This is a genomic window from Candidatus Poriferisodalis sp. (assembly GCF_965219595.1).
GTDB lineage: Bacteria > Actinomycetota > Acidimicrobiia > Acidimicrobiales > Poriferisodalaceae > Poriferisodalis.
This window is the reverse complement of the sequence record NZ_OZ244781.1, coordinates 1,925,578-1,940,729: the sequence shown is the minus strand read 5'-3', so window position 1 is coordinate 1,940,729 and position 15,152 is coordinate 1,925,578. Positions and strand designations below refer to the sequence as shown.

Here is a 15,152-nt window from a genome sequence, read left to right as displayed (position 1 = left end):
CAGGACCCCTCAGCGCCCGCGTATCGAGGGCAGCCGACGCGCTCCAATGAGGATGTTTGCCAACAATCCGCGTCGGCTGCCCCGACCAATAGGCCAGCGAGCCAAGCCAGCAGCTAGCGGTCTAGAGGTGGCGTTCGCGGCGGTATTTCAGCCGTGCTCGCAAGCCGAGCCAGCCAATGGCCGCAAATGGAGCTGCGGCAGCAAAGCTCATATAGAAGTCAAGGCCGACTAGCTGCCGAAACAAGAACGCTGCAATGACGAACGGAATCGTCACATAGAACGCCTGAGCTTGGCGCTCTCTCGCGTAGCGAGACGTGAAGTCAGGCCGCCACCACGACGGGAACTCCGGCTCCATAGCACCGTGACGCATCTTGCGCTGCCGTGCCGCGTTCACGGTGTCAGGGTAGCTCGGGGCGCTCATTGGCCTGCCAGCCGGTCGTAATGCTCGCCTCCGCCGAACAAGCACGCGCAGGGCCCCTCAGCGCCGACCTGATGAGCCGATTCGGAGGAGTCCCGCAAACGATCTCGGCTAGACCGGTCGTCGCCCTCGTCGCCTGTCAGGCACTTCACTGTCAGGGCGGCGCTCAGCCGCTACTGCGGGCGGCTGGGCGACACGGGGGCGACCGCCGCCGCCACCCGTGGCCATAGCAGCGCTCCTGCGGGCCGCTTCAGGACGGTCGCCGGCGACCGCAATCCGCCGAAAAACGACCATCGCAAGAAGTGCCAGAAGCATCAGGAACAACGTCCGAGGCAACCACAAGAAAACCGCGGGACCCAGAACAAGCACGGCGACAGCTACCACCATGAAACCGCGTCCGGCGTTGCGCCGGTCGAAGCCCCAGAAACCGCTCGGACTCTGCGCTGTCACCTCAGGATCGGCAGCGCGGCGGGCGGTCAGGGAGCCAGTCCAGAAGCCCGCCCGTCTCGCGGCGATCACAGCCTTGCAGGCTGCGTAGCGTTCGGGATTTCTCCGCTTCTGCCAAGCTAAACCCAGCCAGCTCACGGCCCCACAAGCAGCGACAGCGACCGTGAACAAGGCCCATTCAGCTGCGCTGGTCGGCACCGGCCGCTGATCTGGTGCCACCCGCTCCATCCCAAAGAGCCAGATCGGCAGGAAAGTCATGCAGCCCAGGTATGGCCACAAGGACATCCGCCGCAGCGCCTGCGAGTAGGTGCGGTCGTTGGTGGTGGCTGCCACGTCGGTGTGCTCCTCGGCGGTCGTGGTGTCAGGGTAGTTCGCGGTGTTCATCGTCGTTTCCCGCCTCGCTTGTTGCAGTAGTAGCTGTCGCCACGATCGCACCAGGACTTGTAGATGATCCGCCAATACTCCGCGTCGGTGAGCTCCCCGGCCTCGTATCTGAGGGCTGCCTCGTGCGCTTCCTCGGCCGTGGTCTTGCCGTCGCCGTCGTAGTCGCCGTCGGGATCGTTCGGGTCCGGCGTCGGCCGCTGGCTGGAGCCGCCCGAGCCGCTGTCATCGCTCGGCGGGGTCCACCCTTCCGGGATCAGCTGCGGCAGCGGCAGCGACTCGGTTTTGTATGCCGCGTAACTACACGCACCGCCGAACGTCGCCCCGCCAGCGACAGCAGCACCGCCGCTTCCGACAACGACGGGAACGGCCGCAGCGCCGAACGTCAGCCCGACGAAACCGCCTCAGCCCCGCGGTGGGTGTTGCGCCGGCGCTTGATCCACTCGTAGACCATGCCGACAATCGCGACGCTAAGCATGAGCATCACTCCGGCCCACAAAGACCGTCGGGCAATCACTTGGCCTAGAAACAAGACTGGCAACATGCACGACAGCCACGACAACCAGCGCCACATGCCTTCGCGTTTCTTCTGCAGCGGGGCCAGCGTCGCGGCGTCGGCGCTCATGGTGTCAGGGTAGCTTGGGGCGCTCATCGTCGTTTCCCGCCTCACCTGCATTCGTGGGTGTCGCCTTGGTCGCAGGCGTACTTGCGCCAAATCCGCATGTATTCCTCATCGGTGATCTCCTCGTCCCAGAGCTTCTGATCCGCCTTCTTCAGTTCCTCGCGCGAGGTCGTGCCGTCGCCGTCGTAGTCGCCGTCAGGATCGTTCGGATCAGGCGTCGGCTGCTGGCTACCGCCACCTGAGCCGGAGCCACCCGAGCTGCCGGTGCCGGGGTCACGGTAGTGAATCTCCAGAGCAACAAGCGCATTCGTACAGCCAAGACCGGCCACAACTTGTGTCCAGCCGGGAATCTTGGCGGCCTTGCCCTTCGTCCTGACATAGATGGCGACAACACCGGCGCAGAGGAGAAACTCGTTGGTGGCATCCAAGTATTCGTAGCCCGGAACCTCATAATTCCAGGCTGCTTTGAGCGTTTTGCGAAGGTCTTCGTACGCCTGTTCGGTTGCCTCGCGCTCGCCCTCGACGGCCTCGCCCTGGTACTCAGAAATCTTGCGGCCTATTTCGGCGAGCTTGCTCTTGATCTTGTTGAACATCTCGTTTGTGGTGGAGCCCTTGCACGCCGCCGGCGCGGCTGGCGGCGCGGTGTAGGTGCCGGTGCCGTCGTTGTTCTTGTTGACCGCTGCGATCACGGCGTTTGCCCAGTCGCCACAGGGGTCGGTGCTCGTGGTGGTAGTCGTAGTGCCGCCGGTGCCGGAGCCACCCGAGCCGCCGGTGCCGGAGTCATCTCCCCCGGAGTCATCTCCGCCGCCCGAGTCATCTTCTCCGGAGTCATCTCCGTCTGAGCTGCCCCCGCCATCGTCGCCGGAGCCACCCGAGCCGGAGCCTGAGCCGCTGCCGTCGCCGCCGGAGTCGTCGTCGCCGCCGGAGTCATCGCCGCCGCCGCTGTCGTTGTCTTTGTCGGCGTTGGGGTCGTGGTTCTCGTTGGTGGACGGGGCCGGGTAGCAGTTCGGGTAGGTGCCGAGCATCCCCTCGCCGCATGTCAGATTTCGCTGTACGGGCGTGTGGTAGTGGTTGTAGCTCGTCTCGTTCCAGCACTGATTGCCCGCGAACGGGTCATAGGCGCAGCGGCGCACGGTGACGCCGTGAGCGCCGGCGGGCGCTGCCGCGATGACAGTGAGCGTGGACGCGGCGACAAGCAGCGCCGCCAGCGCCGCGAGGGTTCGTTTGGTCATGGCGGGAGTCCTCCGTTGCCAATGCAGGTGGTTGTGTGTGATCCACGGCCGCGTCGCCCGATACGGAGGGACCCATGCATCTGTGCCGTCCGTGCGGCCGGCGCGGCCGTGAATCGTTCGTTTTGCGAGCGCGCAAAACGGGCCGCAACGCATGCCTGGGGGCCGTCGGCTGCGTGACTCGGCCAGCAGGGCGTGTCGGCGCGGAAACCCAGCAGCTAGGCGGGTGCTGGTCCCTCGGAGCGCATCGCGCCGAGTCGCGGCGCAGCAGCAGTGCGACCGGGTTGCGGGGCCTGTTGGGGCCGGTTACTATACGAACGTTTACCGACCGGCCAGAAACAGCCTCTGACCAGCGGTTATGGATCTTCTCAGAGCGTCAGAGACAGCCTCTCGGGGATCCTGACTTCGATATCTCGTCGGGGCCTCGGCCTTGGCGCGCGAGCGGACTCAATCCAGATTCAACGAGATACAGCCGGAACAACCAGACGCTGTGCAGATCATCGACTTGCCAAAATCTGCAAAGCCAACAAAATTCACAAGAGCAGGCGGCCCCGACTCCGTCGCGTTGACAACGTGCCGAGCAGCAGTACGCACCATGAGCAGCCGGAGCTAGGAACTGCAGGAGAGTTGGCTGCAGCCGACTCGGGTGCGGGCCCAGTCGGGGCGCACTGCCGCGTAGAACTCCCGGTCGGGTTGGTCGTCGTAAGGGCGGCGCATGACGTCAAGCAGTTCGTTGATGGCCTCGGGGCGGCCACCTGTGGCGGCGTCGATGGCGAGCTGGGCCAGGTAGTTCCGGAGGACGTACTTGGGATTGACCCGGTTCATCGCCCCGCCCCGTGCGGCGTCCGCGATGCCCAGCGCTCGCAATCGTGCCGCGTAGCGCTCGACGAACTCGCTCGTGGCTGAGCGGTGCTCGTCGGTGACCTCCGAGGGCTGGTAGTACGCGTCGGCGAGCGGGGCAATGCGCTCGGCAGGATCGATGCCTTCGGCGGTGTCGACTATGGCAAGCCGACGCCAGAAGACCGTCATGTCTGTCTCGACCAGCCGCAGCACTTCCAGCACACCGTTCGCCAGCTCGCGGTCGGCTTCGGTTTCCAGCGCCGGCAGTCCGAGCTTGGCGGCCATCATCACCGACCATTGCGCCTCGAAGTAGGGCACGTAGCCGTCGAGGGCTGCCTGCAGCGGCTCGGCCTCGCCGACCAGCGGATACAGGGCATTGGCGAGCTGCATGAGATTCCACTGCGCAACGGCCGGCTGGGTGCCGAAGCGGTAGCGGCGGTGGGCTGCGTCGGTGGTGTTGGGGGTCCAGTCGGGGTCGTAGTTGTCGAGCCAGCCGTAGGGGCCGTAGTCGATCGTGAGGCCCAGGATCGACATGTTGTCGGTGTTCATCACCCCATGCACGAAGCCGACCCGCAGCCATTCGCACACCATGTCCGCCGTGTGCCGCACCACTTCGGCGAAGAACTGCGCGTAGCGCTCCGGCGACGACCTGCCGGACCCGGCGCCGGCGGCCAGGTCAGGGAAGTCGGTGCTGATGACGAAGTCGGTCAGCGTGCGCAACGTGTCGATGTCGCCGCGGGAAGCGAATATCTCGAAGTTCCCGAACCGCACAAACGACGGCGCCACCCGGCACACCACCGCCCCGGGCTCGAGCTCGGCGTTGCCGTCGTAGAGCATGTCGCGCATCACCATGCCGCCCGTCGCCACCAAGCTGAGCGCCCTGGTTGTCGGCACGCCGAGGTGCGCCATGGCCTCGCTGCACAGGAACTCGCGCACCGAGCTGCGCAGCACTGCCAGGCCGTCGGCGGTGCGGGAATACGGCGTGGGACCGGCGCCCTTGAGCTGCAGCGTCTGGTGCTGGCCGTTGCGATCCACCACTTCGCCCAGCGCGATCGCACGGCCGTCGCCGAGCTGACCGGCCCAGTTGCCGAACTGGTGGCCGCCGTAGCAGTGGGCATGCGGATCCATGCCGTCGAGCAGCGTGCTGCCGCCGAACACTGCGGCGAACTCCGGGTTGCTCGCCAGGTCGGTGTCGAAGCCCAGCAGGTCGAAGATCTCCGCGCTGTGCGCCAGCAGGTGCGGTGCGGGCACCGGTGTCGGCTCGACCCTCGAGTAGCAAGCGCCCACTACCTGCCGGCGGTTGTTGCCGGCGTCGGGGTCGGCGGGAAGCGCGGCAGTGAAGCGATTGTCGAAACTGAGCTGGTCGAGCGAGCCGATCGGCGTCGGCGCTGCAGTGATGCTCACAGCAGCTTCAATCCCTCGTTGTAGCGGCGGGTCGGCAGGTGCTCCTCGCAGAGCAGGCGTGCCATGTTCTGGAATACACCGGCCGTCTCGCTGTCAGGATCCGCAGCGGCGATCGGCATGCCCTCGTCTCCCCCGGCTCGCAACTGCGGCACCAGCGGCACCTGCCCGAGCAGCGGCACGTCCAGCTCGTCGGCGAGCGCCTGGCCGCCTCCGGAGCCGAAGAGTTCGTAGCGCTTGCCGTCGTCGCCCGTGAACCAGCTCATGTTCTCGATCACCGCCCGCACCTGCAGATTGACCCGCCCCGCCATCTGGGCAGCGCGCTGGGCCACCTTCTGCGCGGCGGGCTGCGGCGTGGTCACCACCAGCATCTCCGAGCGGGGCAGGAACTGCGCCAGCGACAGCGAGATGTCGCCGGTGCCGGGCGGCAGATCGATCAGCAGATGGTCGGGCTCGTCCCAGAAGACATCGGTGAGGAATTGCTCGAGCGCCTTGTGCAGCATCGGGCCACGCCAGATGACCGGCTGGTCCTCGCGAGCGAAGAAGCCCATCGACATGCACCGCACGCCGTGCGCCTCGGTGGGCACCACCATCTGGTCGATCACGGTGGGCGGGCGCTGCACGCCGAGCATCCGGGGAATGGAGAAACCCCACACATCGGCATCGATGACGGCCGTGCGCGTGCCGCGCTGGGCCAGCGCTATCGCGAGGTTGACCGTCACGCTGGACTTGCCGACGCCGCCCTTGCCGCTGGCTACCAGCAGCACGCGGGTCTTGTTGCCTGCCTGGGCGAACGGCACCTCACGGCCTTCGGCGTGTCCGTGGCCGGCCTGGGTGCCCGCGGTGGCCGCCGGATCGCCGATGAGCTGGGCCCGCAACGTCGACTGCTCGGCCTCGTCCATGACGGTGAATTCCACGACCACGTCGTCGATGCCCTCGAGGGCGAGTCCTGCCTCGGTCACGGCGTGCGAAACGTGGCCAGCAGCCGGCCAGTCATTCGACGGAAGTGCGACCAGCACCTGCCCGGCTCGGCCTGCCACCGCGGCAGCGCGCAGCATGCCCATCTGGCCGATGGGCCGGCGCAGCTCGGGATCGATCACGTCGGCGACGGCAGCGGCCAGCTGCTGATCGGTGACGCTGGCTGGGCCGCCGTTAGCGGCTGACCCTCGACGCTTGCCCTTCACTGGGTGCCCCTGACCGGTTGCGATCGCTTGCCGCGCGGTGACTGCACCGGCGTTGCAGCCGCACCTGCCGTTCGACAAGCACGCTACTGCCGCAACCGACGTCGGCCGCAGCGCATCGCACTCGCTCGACTGAGCGCTCTCGCGGCCGATCTGCGGTCGGTTATTCGAGTTCGGCTTGCATTTCGGTGATTGCGGTTTCGAGGGCGGCGGCCATTGCGGGGGGCGGGTTGCGTTGCAGCGCTGCGCCGTAGTAGCCGATGGCAGCTTCGAGGTCGCGCTCGATGAAGCGGGCTGTGTAGCCGCGGAAGACCCACGGATCGAACTCTCCGGGGTCGAGCGCCACGGCGGCGTCCAGCGACGCGATGCCGGCGACGATGAGTTCGCGGTCGGGGATGCGCACCAGCAGCCAGCCGCGCAACGCCAGTGCCTCGGTGTCGCTGGGGTCGTCAGCGAGGACGCGGTCCAGATCCACGAGGGCCGACTGCAGATCGCATTCGGCTGAGGGAGCATCGGTCGCCTCGCCAGCACCGGACGGCTCCTGCGAAGACACCGACTCGCAGTGACGCAGGTGCAGGCGGGCTGACAGCACCAGAGCGCCGCGCAGGTCGGGATCGAGCCGGAAGATCTCCTCCAGCGTGGCGCGGGACTCATCGAGTTGATTTGCGGCGAACTGGCGCTGTGCATCGACGAGCAGCGAGCGGGCTGAGCGGTCGATGTCGCCCGTCAGGGTCTCGCCCGACAGGCGCAGCCCTGCCGAGCGCGCCACCAACACGCCCGCGACTGCTCCGACGAGCACCAGTGCACCGACGGTGACCACCGTCGCGTTGCGCCAGCCGGTTCCGCGGCCACGCCTGCCCGGCAGATCGAGGTCGCCGGCTGCGGTGGATGCGTCCCCGACTGTGCCGCCTTCGGCCTCGGCGCCGTCGCCATCAGACCGATCCCCGCCAGCATCGGGTGCGACGGCGCGGGCTTTCCAGCGGCGGGTCGCGGCCCACAACCCTGCTGCGGCCGCGGCGAAGGCGGCCACCGGCAGCGCCCACACGAGCGTGCCCACCCCCTCCCCCGGCGGCAGCGCGTTCACGTCGTCGCCGTAGGCGGCGGCAAGGTCGGCCCTGATCTCGGTATCGCTGCGGCCAGCATCCACCCACGTGTCGATCTGCCGGCGCATGGCTGCCGCCGCTGGAGCATTCGACTCGAGCACGCTCTGGCCGTCGCAGACCGGGCAGAGCGTCGCCTCCTTCAGCTCATACGCACGCTCGGCCTCTGTCGCCGGCGGGCGCGTCGCCGTCGCGGCGAGCACTGCAGCGACGATGGCCACAGCGGTCACGGCCAGCCAGCCAATGCGCCGCATTCCTGAACCGCCTCGGCTCGGTGCAATCGGCTGCGTTTGCGATGTTGCTCCTAAGTCGCTCATGGTGGGCCCAGAGGCTGAGCGCCGGGCCCGAGCGGCCCGTGAGCCCGTGTCCAATCAGAACTGGAGACAAGAGCGGGAGATGATGGGGCTGCTGCATCACCATTCGCGGCGCCCAGCAATAGATCGATGACCGCGTCGGGATCGTCGGCGCTGATCTGCCCCTGCCAGCGAGCTGCCACGATGCCGTCGGGTGTGATCAGGAACGACTCGGGCGGCCGCAGCACGCCGAACTCCACCGCCCAGCGGGAATCGGGATCGTCGACGACCGACCAGTCGCCGCCGAGGCGCTCGTAGAACGCAATCGCGTCGGATGTTCGGTCGCCGAACGGCACGGACACCAAGACGCCATCGTGGGAATGGCGAGCTGCCCACGTCGCAAGCGCAGGGTGTTCGCGGTCGCACGGCACGCACCACGACGCAAAGAAGTTGACCAGCACCCACCGCGGATTCGACGACAGCGGGCCCACGGCGTCGATGTCGAAACGCGCCACGTCATCGGGACCGATCCGCACCCCCGGCAGGGCCTGCGCGCCGCCGGCATCGAAGAACGACTCGGGCGGCCAGATGAGCTCGCCGCGCAAGGGCGGGACCAACTCGCCGATGAGCGGGCTCGCGGCACGGATGCTGCCGCCGTCAGAATCACGTGTCGCCAGCAGTGCGATCAAGCCGACGGCCACCAGACCCACGAGCACTGCAGCAACCCGCACCCACGAGCGGCTCCGTCGCCTTCCCGAGTCGCTGCTGTTGCCGGATGGAGCCTGCGGCTCAACGCGCGACGCATCGTTGGATGGCGGAATCACGACTCGCGCGCCCCGACGGAATCCGCAGTTGAGCCAGTGCGGCGCGGGACGCGGTCGCGTGCGCCGATGCGAGTCGGCACAAGCGCAGCGGCAATGCCGAGCACGAGCACGGCACCGCCCAGCCACATCCACGCCACGAGCGGTTTGATCAGCACGCGCAGCGCTACGTCGCTGTCTCCCTCTTCGGGGATGGTGGCCAGCGACAGGTACACATCGTCGATCAGGCTCGTCGCCACAGACGGCGTCGAGATCGGCTGACCGAATTCGGCGAAACGTGTCACCGCCGGCTCGAAGATGCCCCGGTCCTCGACGTCCACGCGCACCCGCACGACCCGGTTGCCGTTCTCTATTTCATCGGTGAGCCCCAAGTAGGTGACTTGGTGGCCCGCGACCACGCCGGACTCCCCCGGCGACAGCGTGAACTCGCCTTCAGACCCGTAGGCGCTCGACGCGATGAACCCGAAGGCGATCACGGCGACGCCGATGTGGGCGATCATGCCGCCGCCGGTCCGTCCCAGCAGGCCGCGCCAGCCATTGCGCCGCACGCCCAGCCACAGCAGCCGCGCCGCGCTGCCGATGACGAAGCCGCCCATGCCCAGCGCCAACACCTGCCACAGACCGTGCGCTCCCGCCCATACCGACAGCACCATGGTCAGTGCCCCTGCCGCCGCGGGCCACACGAGCCGCTTCGAGCGAAGCTCAGCCGGGGTGTCGCGCCAATTGAGCGCCGGCGACAGTGCCATGAGGCCGAGCAGTGCGATCCCGACCGGCGCGAGCATCCGGTCGAAGTACGGCCGCCCCACAGCCAGGCGCTCGGCCGCGACCGCCTCGGCCAGGAGCGGGAAGACCGTGCCGAGCATCACCACGAATGCTGCGACGGCGAAGAGCAGGTTGTTGCCGAGGAACGACCCTTCCCGTGACCAGATCGACCGCAGGCTGGCCGGGTTTCGCAGCGCCTCGCCGCGCCACGCCACCAGCACCACCCCGCTCACCACGATCACCGCGAAGAACGCCAGCAGGATCGGCCCCAGCGATGACTCGCTGAACTCGTGCACCGATTCGAGCACGCCCGAGCGTGTGAGGAACGTGCCGAAGATCGTCAGCGCGAACGTCACGATGAGCAGCGACAGGTTCCACACGCGCAGCATCTGGCGGCGCTGCTGGGTGATGAGCGAATGCACGAAGGCGGTGGCGGTCAGCCACGGCAGCAGCGAGGCATTCTCGACGGGATCCCACGCCCAGTACCCGCCCCAGCCCAACACCTCGTAGGACCACCAGGCGCCCAGCATGATTCCTGCGCCCAGGCTGCCCCAGGCCACCAGCGTCCAGCGGCGGGTATCGGCCAGCCAGCGGCTGTCGAACTGGCCGGTGATGAGCGCAGCCACCGCGAACCCAAACGGCACGGTGAACCCGACGTACCCCAGGTACAGCATCACGGGATGAATGGCCATCAGCGGGTGGTTGCGCAGCAGCGGATTCAGGCCGCCGCCGTCCGCCGGCGGGTCGGCGAGCGTGCCGAACGGATTTGCCGGCCCGGCGAGCAGGGCGAAGAAGAAGATGCACACGCCCAGCATCACCGCGAGCGCCCAAGCGACCGTCGGTTCTGACATCCGGGCACGGAAGCGCCATGCCGCGGTGCTCACATAGCCGCACAGCACGAGCGCCCACAGCAGGATGGATCCTTCGAGCGCGCCCCAGAGCGTGGCGATCTTGTAGATGAGCGGCGTGGCGATGGTGGAGTTGCGCGCCACATACGCGAGCGAGAAGTCGTCGTTGAGCAGCGCGAACTCCATCGCTCCCACGGCCAGCACGCAGCCGCCGGCCATGGCCGCGATCCATGCCAGCGCCTGGCGGCACCGCTCGGGCTCACGGAGTGCTCTGGCTGCAACCAGCGTTGCGGCACCGCCGAGCGCGCTGACGAGGCCGACGGCCACGCCGAGCGTGCCCAGCACGGCGATCACAGCCGGGGCACCTCGAATGGGCAGTCGTCGAGGAAGCCCTCGGGTGGCTCGTCGGGATCACCGATGCGGTCCGCGTTGGCTGCTGCGTACTCGTTGGTGTGCTTCACGAGCATGTTGTCGCTCGAGAAGAAGTGGGTGTCGCGGCCGGCAACCGTCACGACGTCTCCGGGCACCCAGCGCCCTTCGAGCACCACCGGTATCCACGGCGACTCGAACAGGTCCGGAGGATCGACCGAGTGACGCACCGCGACCGATGCGCAGTTGTGAATCACCTCGAAGGTGGTCACGCCGCCGTCGACCGCCACCGAAGCCGGCACCACCCGTCCTTGCAGGCGGAAGCGACGATCATCCAGCTCGACCCGTTCCGCGATCGCCTCGTCGGCATTGCGAAAGAACAGCGTGGCGTTGCGCAGGCCGGCAACCGTTGCCGCCCCACCGGCGATGAGCAGCAACAGCACGAAGGCGCCGATCACGACCTTGCGCCGGCGCCCCATCTGCCGGCGCACCGCCGCGCGGTCATCGGGTGCCTCCAGCGGGTGCCGCGGGCTGAGGTCAGTCATGGGGACGCGACTCGTCGGCGACCTCGGGCACGGGGCCTCGCGCGCCGATCCCCAAGTCCCGACCGAGCGTGCGTCCACGGCGAATGACCCAGCCGACATAGGCGGCCGTCGCGACGGCTGCGAGCACGTAGCCCGAGATCACGTTTGCCGCGTGGGTCATCGGCCCGCCGCCTGCTCGTCACGGCGCTGGGCGAGGAGTTCTTCCAGCGATGCCTCCTCGGCGAGTTCCTCGAGGCGCAGCACCCGGTAGCGGTGGATGCCGATCCACAGCGCCACCACCGTGAACGTGGCCCAGGAATACAGCAGCGTCCAGTACATCTCACCGGTGATGTTGCGGTCGCCTCCGGGCTCGAGGTTCAGGCTGGCCTCTTGATGCAGCGTGCGCCACCAGTCCACCGAGTAGTGCACGATCGGCAGGTTGACGACCGCGATGAGTGCCATCACCGCCGACCTGCGGGCCCGGGCACGCGACTCGGCCGGGAGACGGCGCAGCGCCAAGTACCCCAGGTAGGTGACGAACAGCAGCACGGTCGTGGTGAGCCTGGCGTCCCACTGCCAGTAGGTGCCCCAGGTCACCTTTCCCCAGAGCGAACCGGTCACCAGCGTGAGGGCCGTGAACAGCACGCCAAGTTCGGCGGCCGCACCGGCGACGCGGTCCCACCGCCGGGCATGCCGATCGGCGATGACGCCGTAGGTGCCGCCGGCGCCGCTTCGGGTCCGCCACAGCACCCTGGCACTGGCGAATGCGGTCAGCACAAAGCCTCCATACGCGACCCAGATGGAGGGCACGTGGACGTACATGAGCCGCACTGCGTCGCCTTGGACCACATCGGCGGGCGAGATCCACAGCGCCAGCAGCGCCATCACGCCGACAGCGGCGATCGCGACCACGCCGAGCACCCGAGTGGCGACGCTGCCGGTCATCGTCAGGGAGCCGGCTCGCTGCGCCTGCTGGCGAAGGTCGGGCTCAGGGGTCTCGATCATCGGGCGACTCAGGCGTCTTCCAGCAGCGGACCGGCTGCCGCCCAGCCCACTGCGATGTAGGTGACGAGCACCACTGCGAGCAGTGCTGTCCAGCTCCAGCCTTGGTCGGCGCTGGTCCCGAGCGCCACGTCGAACGCACGGGTTCCGGCCAAGAGCACCGGTGCTGCCACCGGGATCAGCAGCAGCGGGAGCAGGGTATCCGCCGACCGCAGACCTACTGTCATCGCCCCGTACAGCGTCCCGCAGATGGCGAACGCAGCCATGCCGCACAGTCCTGCAACCACGATCAGCAGCCAATCCTGGACCGACACCGAGTAGAGCACCAGCAGGCCCGCGGCGGCGAAGACGCCGACGAGCACGAGCTGCAGGGCCAGCGCCGCCGCCTTGCCCCAGAGGATGGCCGCAGGCACGAGCCCTCCGAGGCGCAGACCATCGAGGTTCCCGCCTTCGGCTTCGATGTCGAAGCTGCGCTTTGCCCCGAGCACGGCTCCGAAGAGCACCGCTACCCAGAACAGGCCGCCTGCGCCCGCACCCAGCAACGAGGGGTTCGCGTCGAGAGCGAATGCGAAGACGACCAGCACCAGCAGCACAGTCGGGACGATCTGGATGAGAGTGACGCGAGCCCGCCACTCGATGATCAGGTCCTTGCGGCAGACGAGCCAGATCTCACGCCACATCGGTCACGCCGTCCTGAGAATCTGGGGGCGCAGTCGGCTCGACGCGGCCGCCGGCCAGCATCACCTGGCGAGCGGCCGCAACGCGGGAGCGGCCCGTCTCGTGCGTTGCGAACATCACGGTGGCGCCTGCGGTGACGGCGTCAGCCAGCAGCTCGTCGAGCGCATCCCGGCTCGAGATGTCAAGCCCAGCATGCGGCTCATCCAGCAGCCACAGCCGCGGGCGCGCAATGGTGAGGCACGCCAGCGCCACGCGCCGCTGCTGGCCTTCCGACAGCCGTCGAATGGCGACATCGCCAAGACGGCCGCCGAGTCCAAAGCGCTCGATCGCGGCGGCAACCTCAGGCGCCTCGGCACGGTGTACGTCGGCACAGTGGCGCAGCTGGTCGTCGACCCGCAGATCGCCGTACAGGGGTGACCGATGCCCCAGCAGTCCCACGTGAGGCCGGACCGAGCGACGCTGCGCTCTCAGGTCAAAGCCGAGCACCTCGGCGCGCTCGCCCCGCACGGGCACGAGCCCCGCGCAGGCCCGCAGCAACGTGCTCTTGCCTGCTCCGTTGGGTCCTCTCAGGCACACCATCTCGCCGGCTTGCACGCTGAGGTCCACGCCCGCCAATGCGGGAAAGCGGTCCAGCAGGGCAACGACGCCCTCGAAGGCAACGGCAGCGCCCACGGAACGTCAAGGCTACGGCCGCGCGTCTGTTCAGGACGTGGCGACCACCGCAAGCACATCGCCTTCGGCAACGGAATCGCCTTCGGACACGTGCATCTCCGCGAGCGTGCCGCCTTCGGGGGCGGTCACCGGGATCTCCATCTTCATTGACTCGAGGATGAGCAATTCGTCGCCGGCAGCTACGGCGGTGCCCACCTCGGCGACCACCTTCCACACGGTCGCAGTCAACTCAGCTCGAACGTCCAGCACGTCGTCTCTCCTCCACAGACCCGGGGCGAAGGGCCGGCGCAAAGCTACAGGGCCACTTGCTGCCGCATCCACGAACGCTCGCGCGCTACTCGGTATCTTCGGAACGCGGTGTCCTTCATCGCGCTCGTGACCCTCATCGGACTCGGCGTCGGCTTTGCTGTCGCTCTGGTTACCGGCGGCACGCCCGCCAGCACTCTCAGCAGGATGCGAGGGGTGCGCATCAACCACTGGCCGGTGTTGGTGCTCGGAGCTGTCCTGTCGCTCGCCGTCGGGCTGGACACCAACATGCTCGCCGGCCGGTTCGCCCTCGGCATCTCGTTGGCGCTGCTGCTGGCAGGGTGCCTGCTCAACCGGCACATCGCCGGCGCGAGCATCGCTGCAATCGGCATGGCTGCAAATCTCGGCGTACTCCTGGTGAACGGTTACGTACCGGTGAGCGAAGGTGCCGTCGTGGCTGCGGGCATCATCGATTTCGACGGGATCAACCGGGTGCTGCTCGGTGCGGCCCGCCGATGGTCGGACGACGCAACGATCGCTGCCTGGCTGGGCGCTGCGATCCCGCTCGCGCCGCTGAAAGACGTGATCACGCTCGGCGACCTGGTGACTGCCGCCGGCTTGGCGAATGTCGCATTCAGACTGATGTGGCCGGGTGCCCGGGATCTGCAGCAACTGGCGGCCGTGTCGCACAGCGACTTCGACGACTACGACGACGCTTCGGTCGTGCTGAGGCCAGCAGGGCAGCGCACGACGCTGGAGCATCCCCCACTGATCGGTTCAACCGCAGCGGCAACTCCCGAAGCGCCTGCACCCGTCGCTGCCCCGGCCGAACCCAGCCCTGTGCCCATACCCAGCGAGCCAGCCTGGGCCTCGAGGGTCGAACCGGCACCGTGGCCGGCCCCTGCTCCGTGGCCCCATGAGCCGCAGGTCGCCGAGCCAAGCACCCATCAGACCAGGACACCCGACCGTGACCCGGGCGATGAGCCGACGGGGAGCCACGATCCCCAGCTCTTCGGAGCCTGAACGCCACAGCGTGCCGAGATAATGGGACCGTGGACGATGTTCTCGTTCGGCGAGCTCGGCTGAAGCGGATCACGAGCCTGGGGCAACGGACCGGGTACGGCCTCTATGCCGCGTCCCTCATCTGTGGGGCCATCGGTATCCGCTGGGGATATACACCGCTGCTCAGCACGCTGATCGCCGTGGCGCTCGTGGTCGGTTCGATGCTGCTCGCGCCCACCATCGTCATGAGCCACGGCATCAAAGCCGCCGAGCGCGAGGAGCGCCAAGCCGCGGCAGCCGGATCGACTGAGTAAGC

The 15,152-nt window shown here is 68.0% G+C and carries 17 protein-coding genes; 2 read left to right on the top strand and 15 right to left on the bottom strand.

Annotated features, from left to right (window positions below; genetic code table 11):
- Positions 1-121: 121 nt before the first annotated feature.
- The 15 genes from ACOQPE_RS08650 to ACOQPE_RS08580 form a co-directional block, all read right to left on the bottom strand.
- Positions 122-394: a hypothetical protein gene (locus tag ACOQPE_RS08650; RefSeq protein WP_420608526.1), complete on the bottom strand. Its 273-nt coding sequence runs from the start codon at positions 392-394 to the stop codon at positions 122-124.
- A gap of 135 nt (positions 395-529) precedes the next feature.
- Positions 530-1,249: a hypothetical protein gene (locus ACOQPE_RS08645; protein WP_420608525.1), complete on the bottom strand. Its 720-nt coding sequence runs from the start codon at positions 1,247-1,249 to the stop codon at positions 530-532.
- Positions 1,250-1,631: 382 nt separating this feature from the next.
- Positions 1,632-1,871, bottom strand: a complete 240-nt coding sequence (locus ACOQPE_RS08640) for a hypothetical protein (protein ID WP_420608524.1) — start codon at positions 1,869-1,871, stop codon at positions 1,632-1,634.
- A gap of 41 nt (positions 1,872-1,912) precedes the next feature.
- Entirely contained in the window at positions 1,913-3,100 is a 1,188-nt protein-coding gene (locus ACOQPE_RS08635; RefSeq protein ID WP_420608523.1) for a hypothetical protein, read from the bottom strand.
- 606 nt (positions 3,101-3,706) lie between these two features.
- A complete protein-coding gene (locus ACOQPE_RS08630) occupies positions 3,707-5,341 on the bottom strand; it encodes a protein adenylyltransferase SelO (RefSeq protein WP_420608522.1) in 1,635 nt (544 codons plus the stop codon).
- Positions 5,338-6,522 (bottom strand): Mrp/NBP35 family ATP-binding protein, encoded by a 1,185-nt coding sequence (locus ACOQPE_RS08625; RefSeq protein ID WP_420608521.1) that lies wholly within the window; start codon positions 6,520-6,522, stop codon positions 5,338-5,340. Before ACOQPE_RS08625 ends, ACOQPE_RS08630 begins: the two co-directional genes overlap by 4 nt.
- A 160-nt stretch (positions 6,523-6,682) precedes the next feature.
- On the bottom strand, positions 6,683-7,873 hold the full coding sequence (locus ACOQPE_RS08620) for a cytochrome c-type biogenesis protein CcmH (RefSeq protein WP_420608520.1): 1,191 nt from the start codon (positions 7,871-7,873) through the stop codon (positions 6,683-6,685).
- A 59-nt stretch (positions 7,874-7,932) separates the two neighbouring features.
- Positions 7,933-8,643: a TlpA family protein disulfide reductase gene (locus tag ACOQPE_RS08615; protein ID WP_420608519.1), complete on the bottom strand. Its 711-nt coding sequence runs from the start codon at positions 8,641-8,643 to the stop codon at positions 7,933-7,935.
- An 89-nt stretch (positions 8,644-8,732) separates the two neighbouring features.
- Positions 8,733-10,697, bottom strand: a complete 1,965-nt coding sequence (locus tag ACOQPE_RS08610) for a heme lyase CcmF/NrfE family subunit (protein WP_420608518.1) — start codon at positions 10,695-10,697, stop codon at positions 8,733-8,735.
- On the bottom strand, positions 10,694-11,257 hold the full coding sequence (locus ACOQPE_RS08605; protein ID WP_420608517.1) for a cytochrome c maturation protein CcmE: 564 nt from the start codon (positions 11,255-11,257) through the stop codon (positions 10,694-10,696). The genes ACOQPE_RS08610 and ACOQPE_RS08605 overlap by 4 nt, the downstream gene beginning before the upstream one ends.
- Positions 11,250-11,417, bottom strand: a complete 168-nt coding sequence (locus ACOQPE_RS08600; protein ID WP_420608516.1) for a hypothetical protein — start codon at positions 11,415-11,417, stop codon at positions 11,250-11,252. Before ACOQPE_RS08600 ends, ACOQPE_RS08605 begins: the two co-directional genes overlap by 8 nt.
- Positions 11,414-12,241, bottom strand: coding sequence for a cytochrome c biogenesis protein CcsA (gene ccsA / locus ACOQPE_RS08595; RefSeq protein WP_420608515.1), 828 nt, complete (start codon positions 12,239-12,241; stop codon positions 11,414-11,416). Before ccsA ends, ACOQPE_RS08600 begins: the two co-directional genes overlap by 4 nt.
- A gap of 8 nt (positions 12,242-12,249) precedes the next feature.
- The gene (locus ACOQPE_RS08590) at positions 12,250-12,918 is read right to left on the bottom strand and encodes a heme exporter protein CcmB (protein ID WP_420608514.1); all 669 of its coding nucleotides are present in this window, start codon (positions 12,916-12,918) and stop codon (positions 12,250-12,252) included.
- Positions 12,908-13,588 carry a heme ABC exporter ATP-binding protein CcmA gene (gene ccmA, locus ACOQPE_RS08585; RefSeq protein WP_420608513.1) on the bottom strand — a complete coding sequence of 227 codons (681 nt, stop codon included), beginning with the start codon at positions 13,586-13,588 and terminating at the stop codon, positions 12,908-12,910. Before ccmA ends, ACOQPE_RS08590 begins: the two co-directional genes overlap by 11 nt.
- A gap of 30 nt (positions 13,589-13,618) precedes the next feature.
- Positions 13,619-13,837 (bottom strand): biotin/lipoyl-binding carrier protein, encoded by a 219-nt coding sequence (locus ACOQPE_RS08580; RefSeq protein ID WP_420608512.1) that lies wholly within the window; start codon positions 13,835-13,837, stop codon positions 13,619-13,621.
- Between the two features lie 108 nt (positions 13,838-13,945).
- Between ACOQPE_RS08580 and ACOQPE_RS08575 the strand changes: the two genes are divergently transcribed.
- Positions 13,946-14,857 (top strand): DUF5317 family protein, encoded by a 912-nt coding sequence (locus ACOQPE_RS08575; protein WP_420608511.1) that lies wholly within the window; start codon positions 13,946-13,948, stop codon positions 14,855-14,857.
- A gap of 29 nt (positions 14,858-14,886) precedes the next feature.
- Positions 14,887-15,150 carry a hypothetical protein gene (locus ACOQPE_RS08570; RefSeq protein WP_420608510.1) on the top strand — a complete coding sequence of 88 codons (264 nt, stop codon included), beginning with the start codon at positions 14,887-14,889 and terminating at the stop codon, positions 15,148-15,150.
- The last annotated feature ends 2 nt before the right edge of the window (positions 15,151-15,152 follow it).

Bases quoted from the DNA above. Each gene is read 5' to 3' on its own strand.
- ACOQPE_RS08645 (WP_420608525.1), bottom strand. From the start codon at position 1,249: ATGAACACCGCGAACTACCCTGACACCACGACCGCCGAGGAGCACACC.
- ACOQPE_RS08640 (WP_420608524.1), bottom strand. From the start codon at position 1,871: ATGAGCGCCGACGCCGCGACGCTGGCCCCGCTGCAGAAGAAACGCGAA.
- ACOQPE_RS08635 (WP_420608523.1), bottom strand. From the start codon at position 3,100: ATGACCAAACGAACCCTCGCGGCGCTGGCGGCGCTGCTTGTCGCCGCG.
- ACOQPE_RS08620 (WP_420608520.1), bottom strand. From the start codon at position 7,873: ATGCGGCGCATTGGCTGGCTGGCCGTGACCGCTGTGGCCATCGTCGCT.
- ACOQPE_RS08605 (WP_420608517.1), bottom strand. From the start codon at position 11,257: ATGACTGACCTCAGCCCGCGGCACCCGCTGGAGGCACCCGATGACCGC.
- ACOQPE_RS08600 (WP_420608516.1), bottom strand. From the start codon at position 11,417: ATGACCCACGCGGCAAACGTGATCTCGGGCTACGTGCTCGCAGCCGTC.
- ccsA (WP_420608515.1), bottom strand. From the start codon at position 12,241: ATGATCGAGACCCCTGAGCCCGACCTTCGCCAGCAGGCGCAGCGAGCC.
- ACOQPE_RS08590 (WP_420608514.1), bottom strand. From the start codon at position 12,918: ATGTGGCGTGAGATCTGGCTCGTCTGCCGCAAGGACCTGATCATCGAG.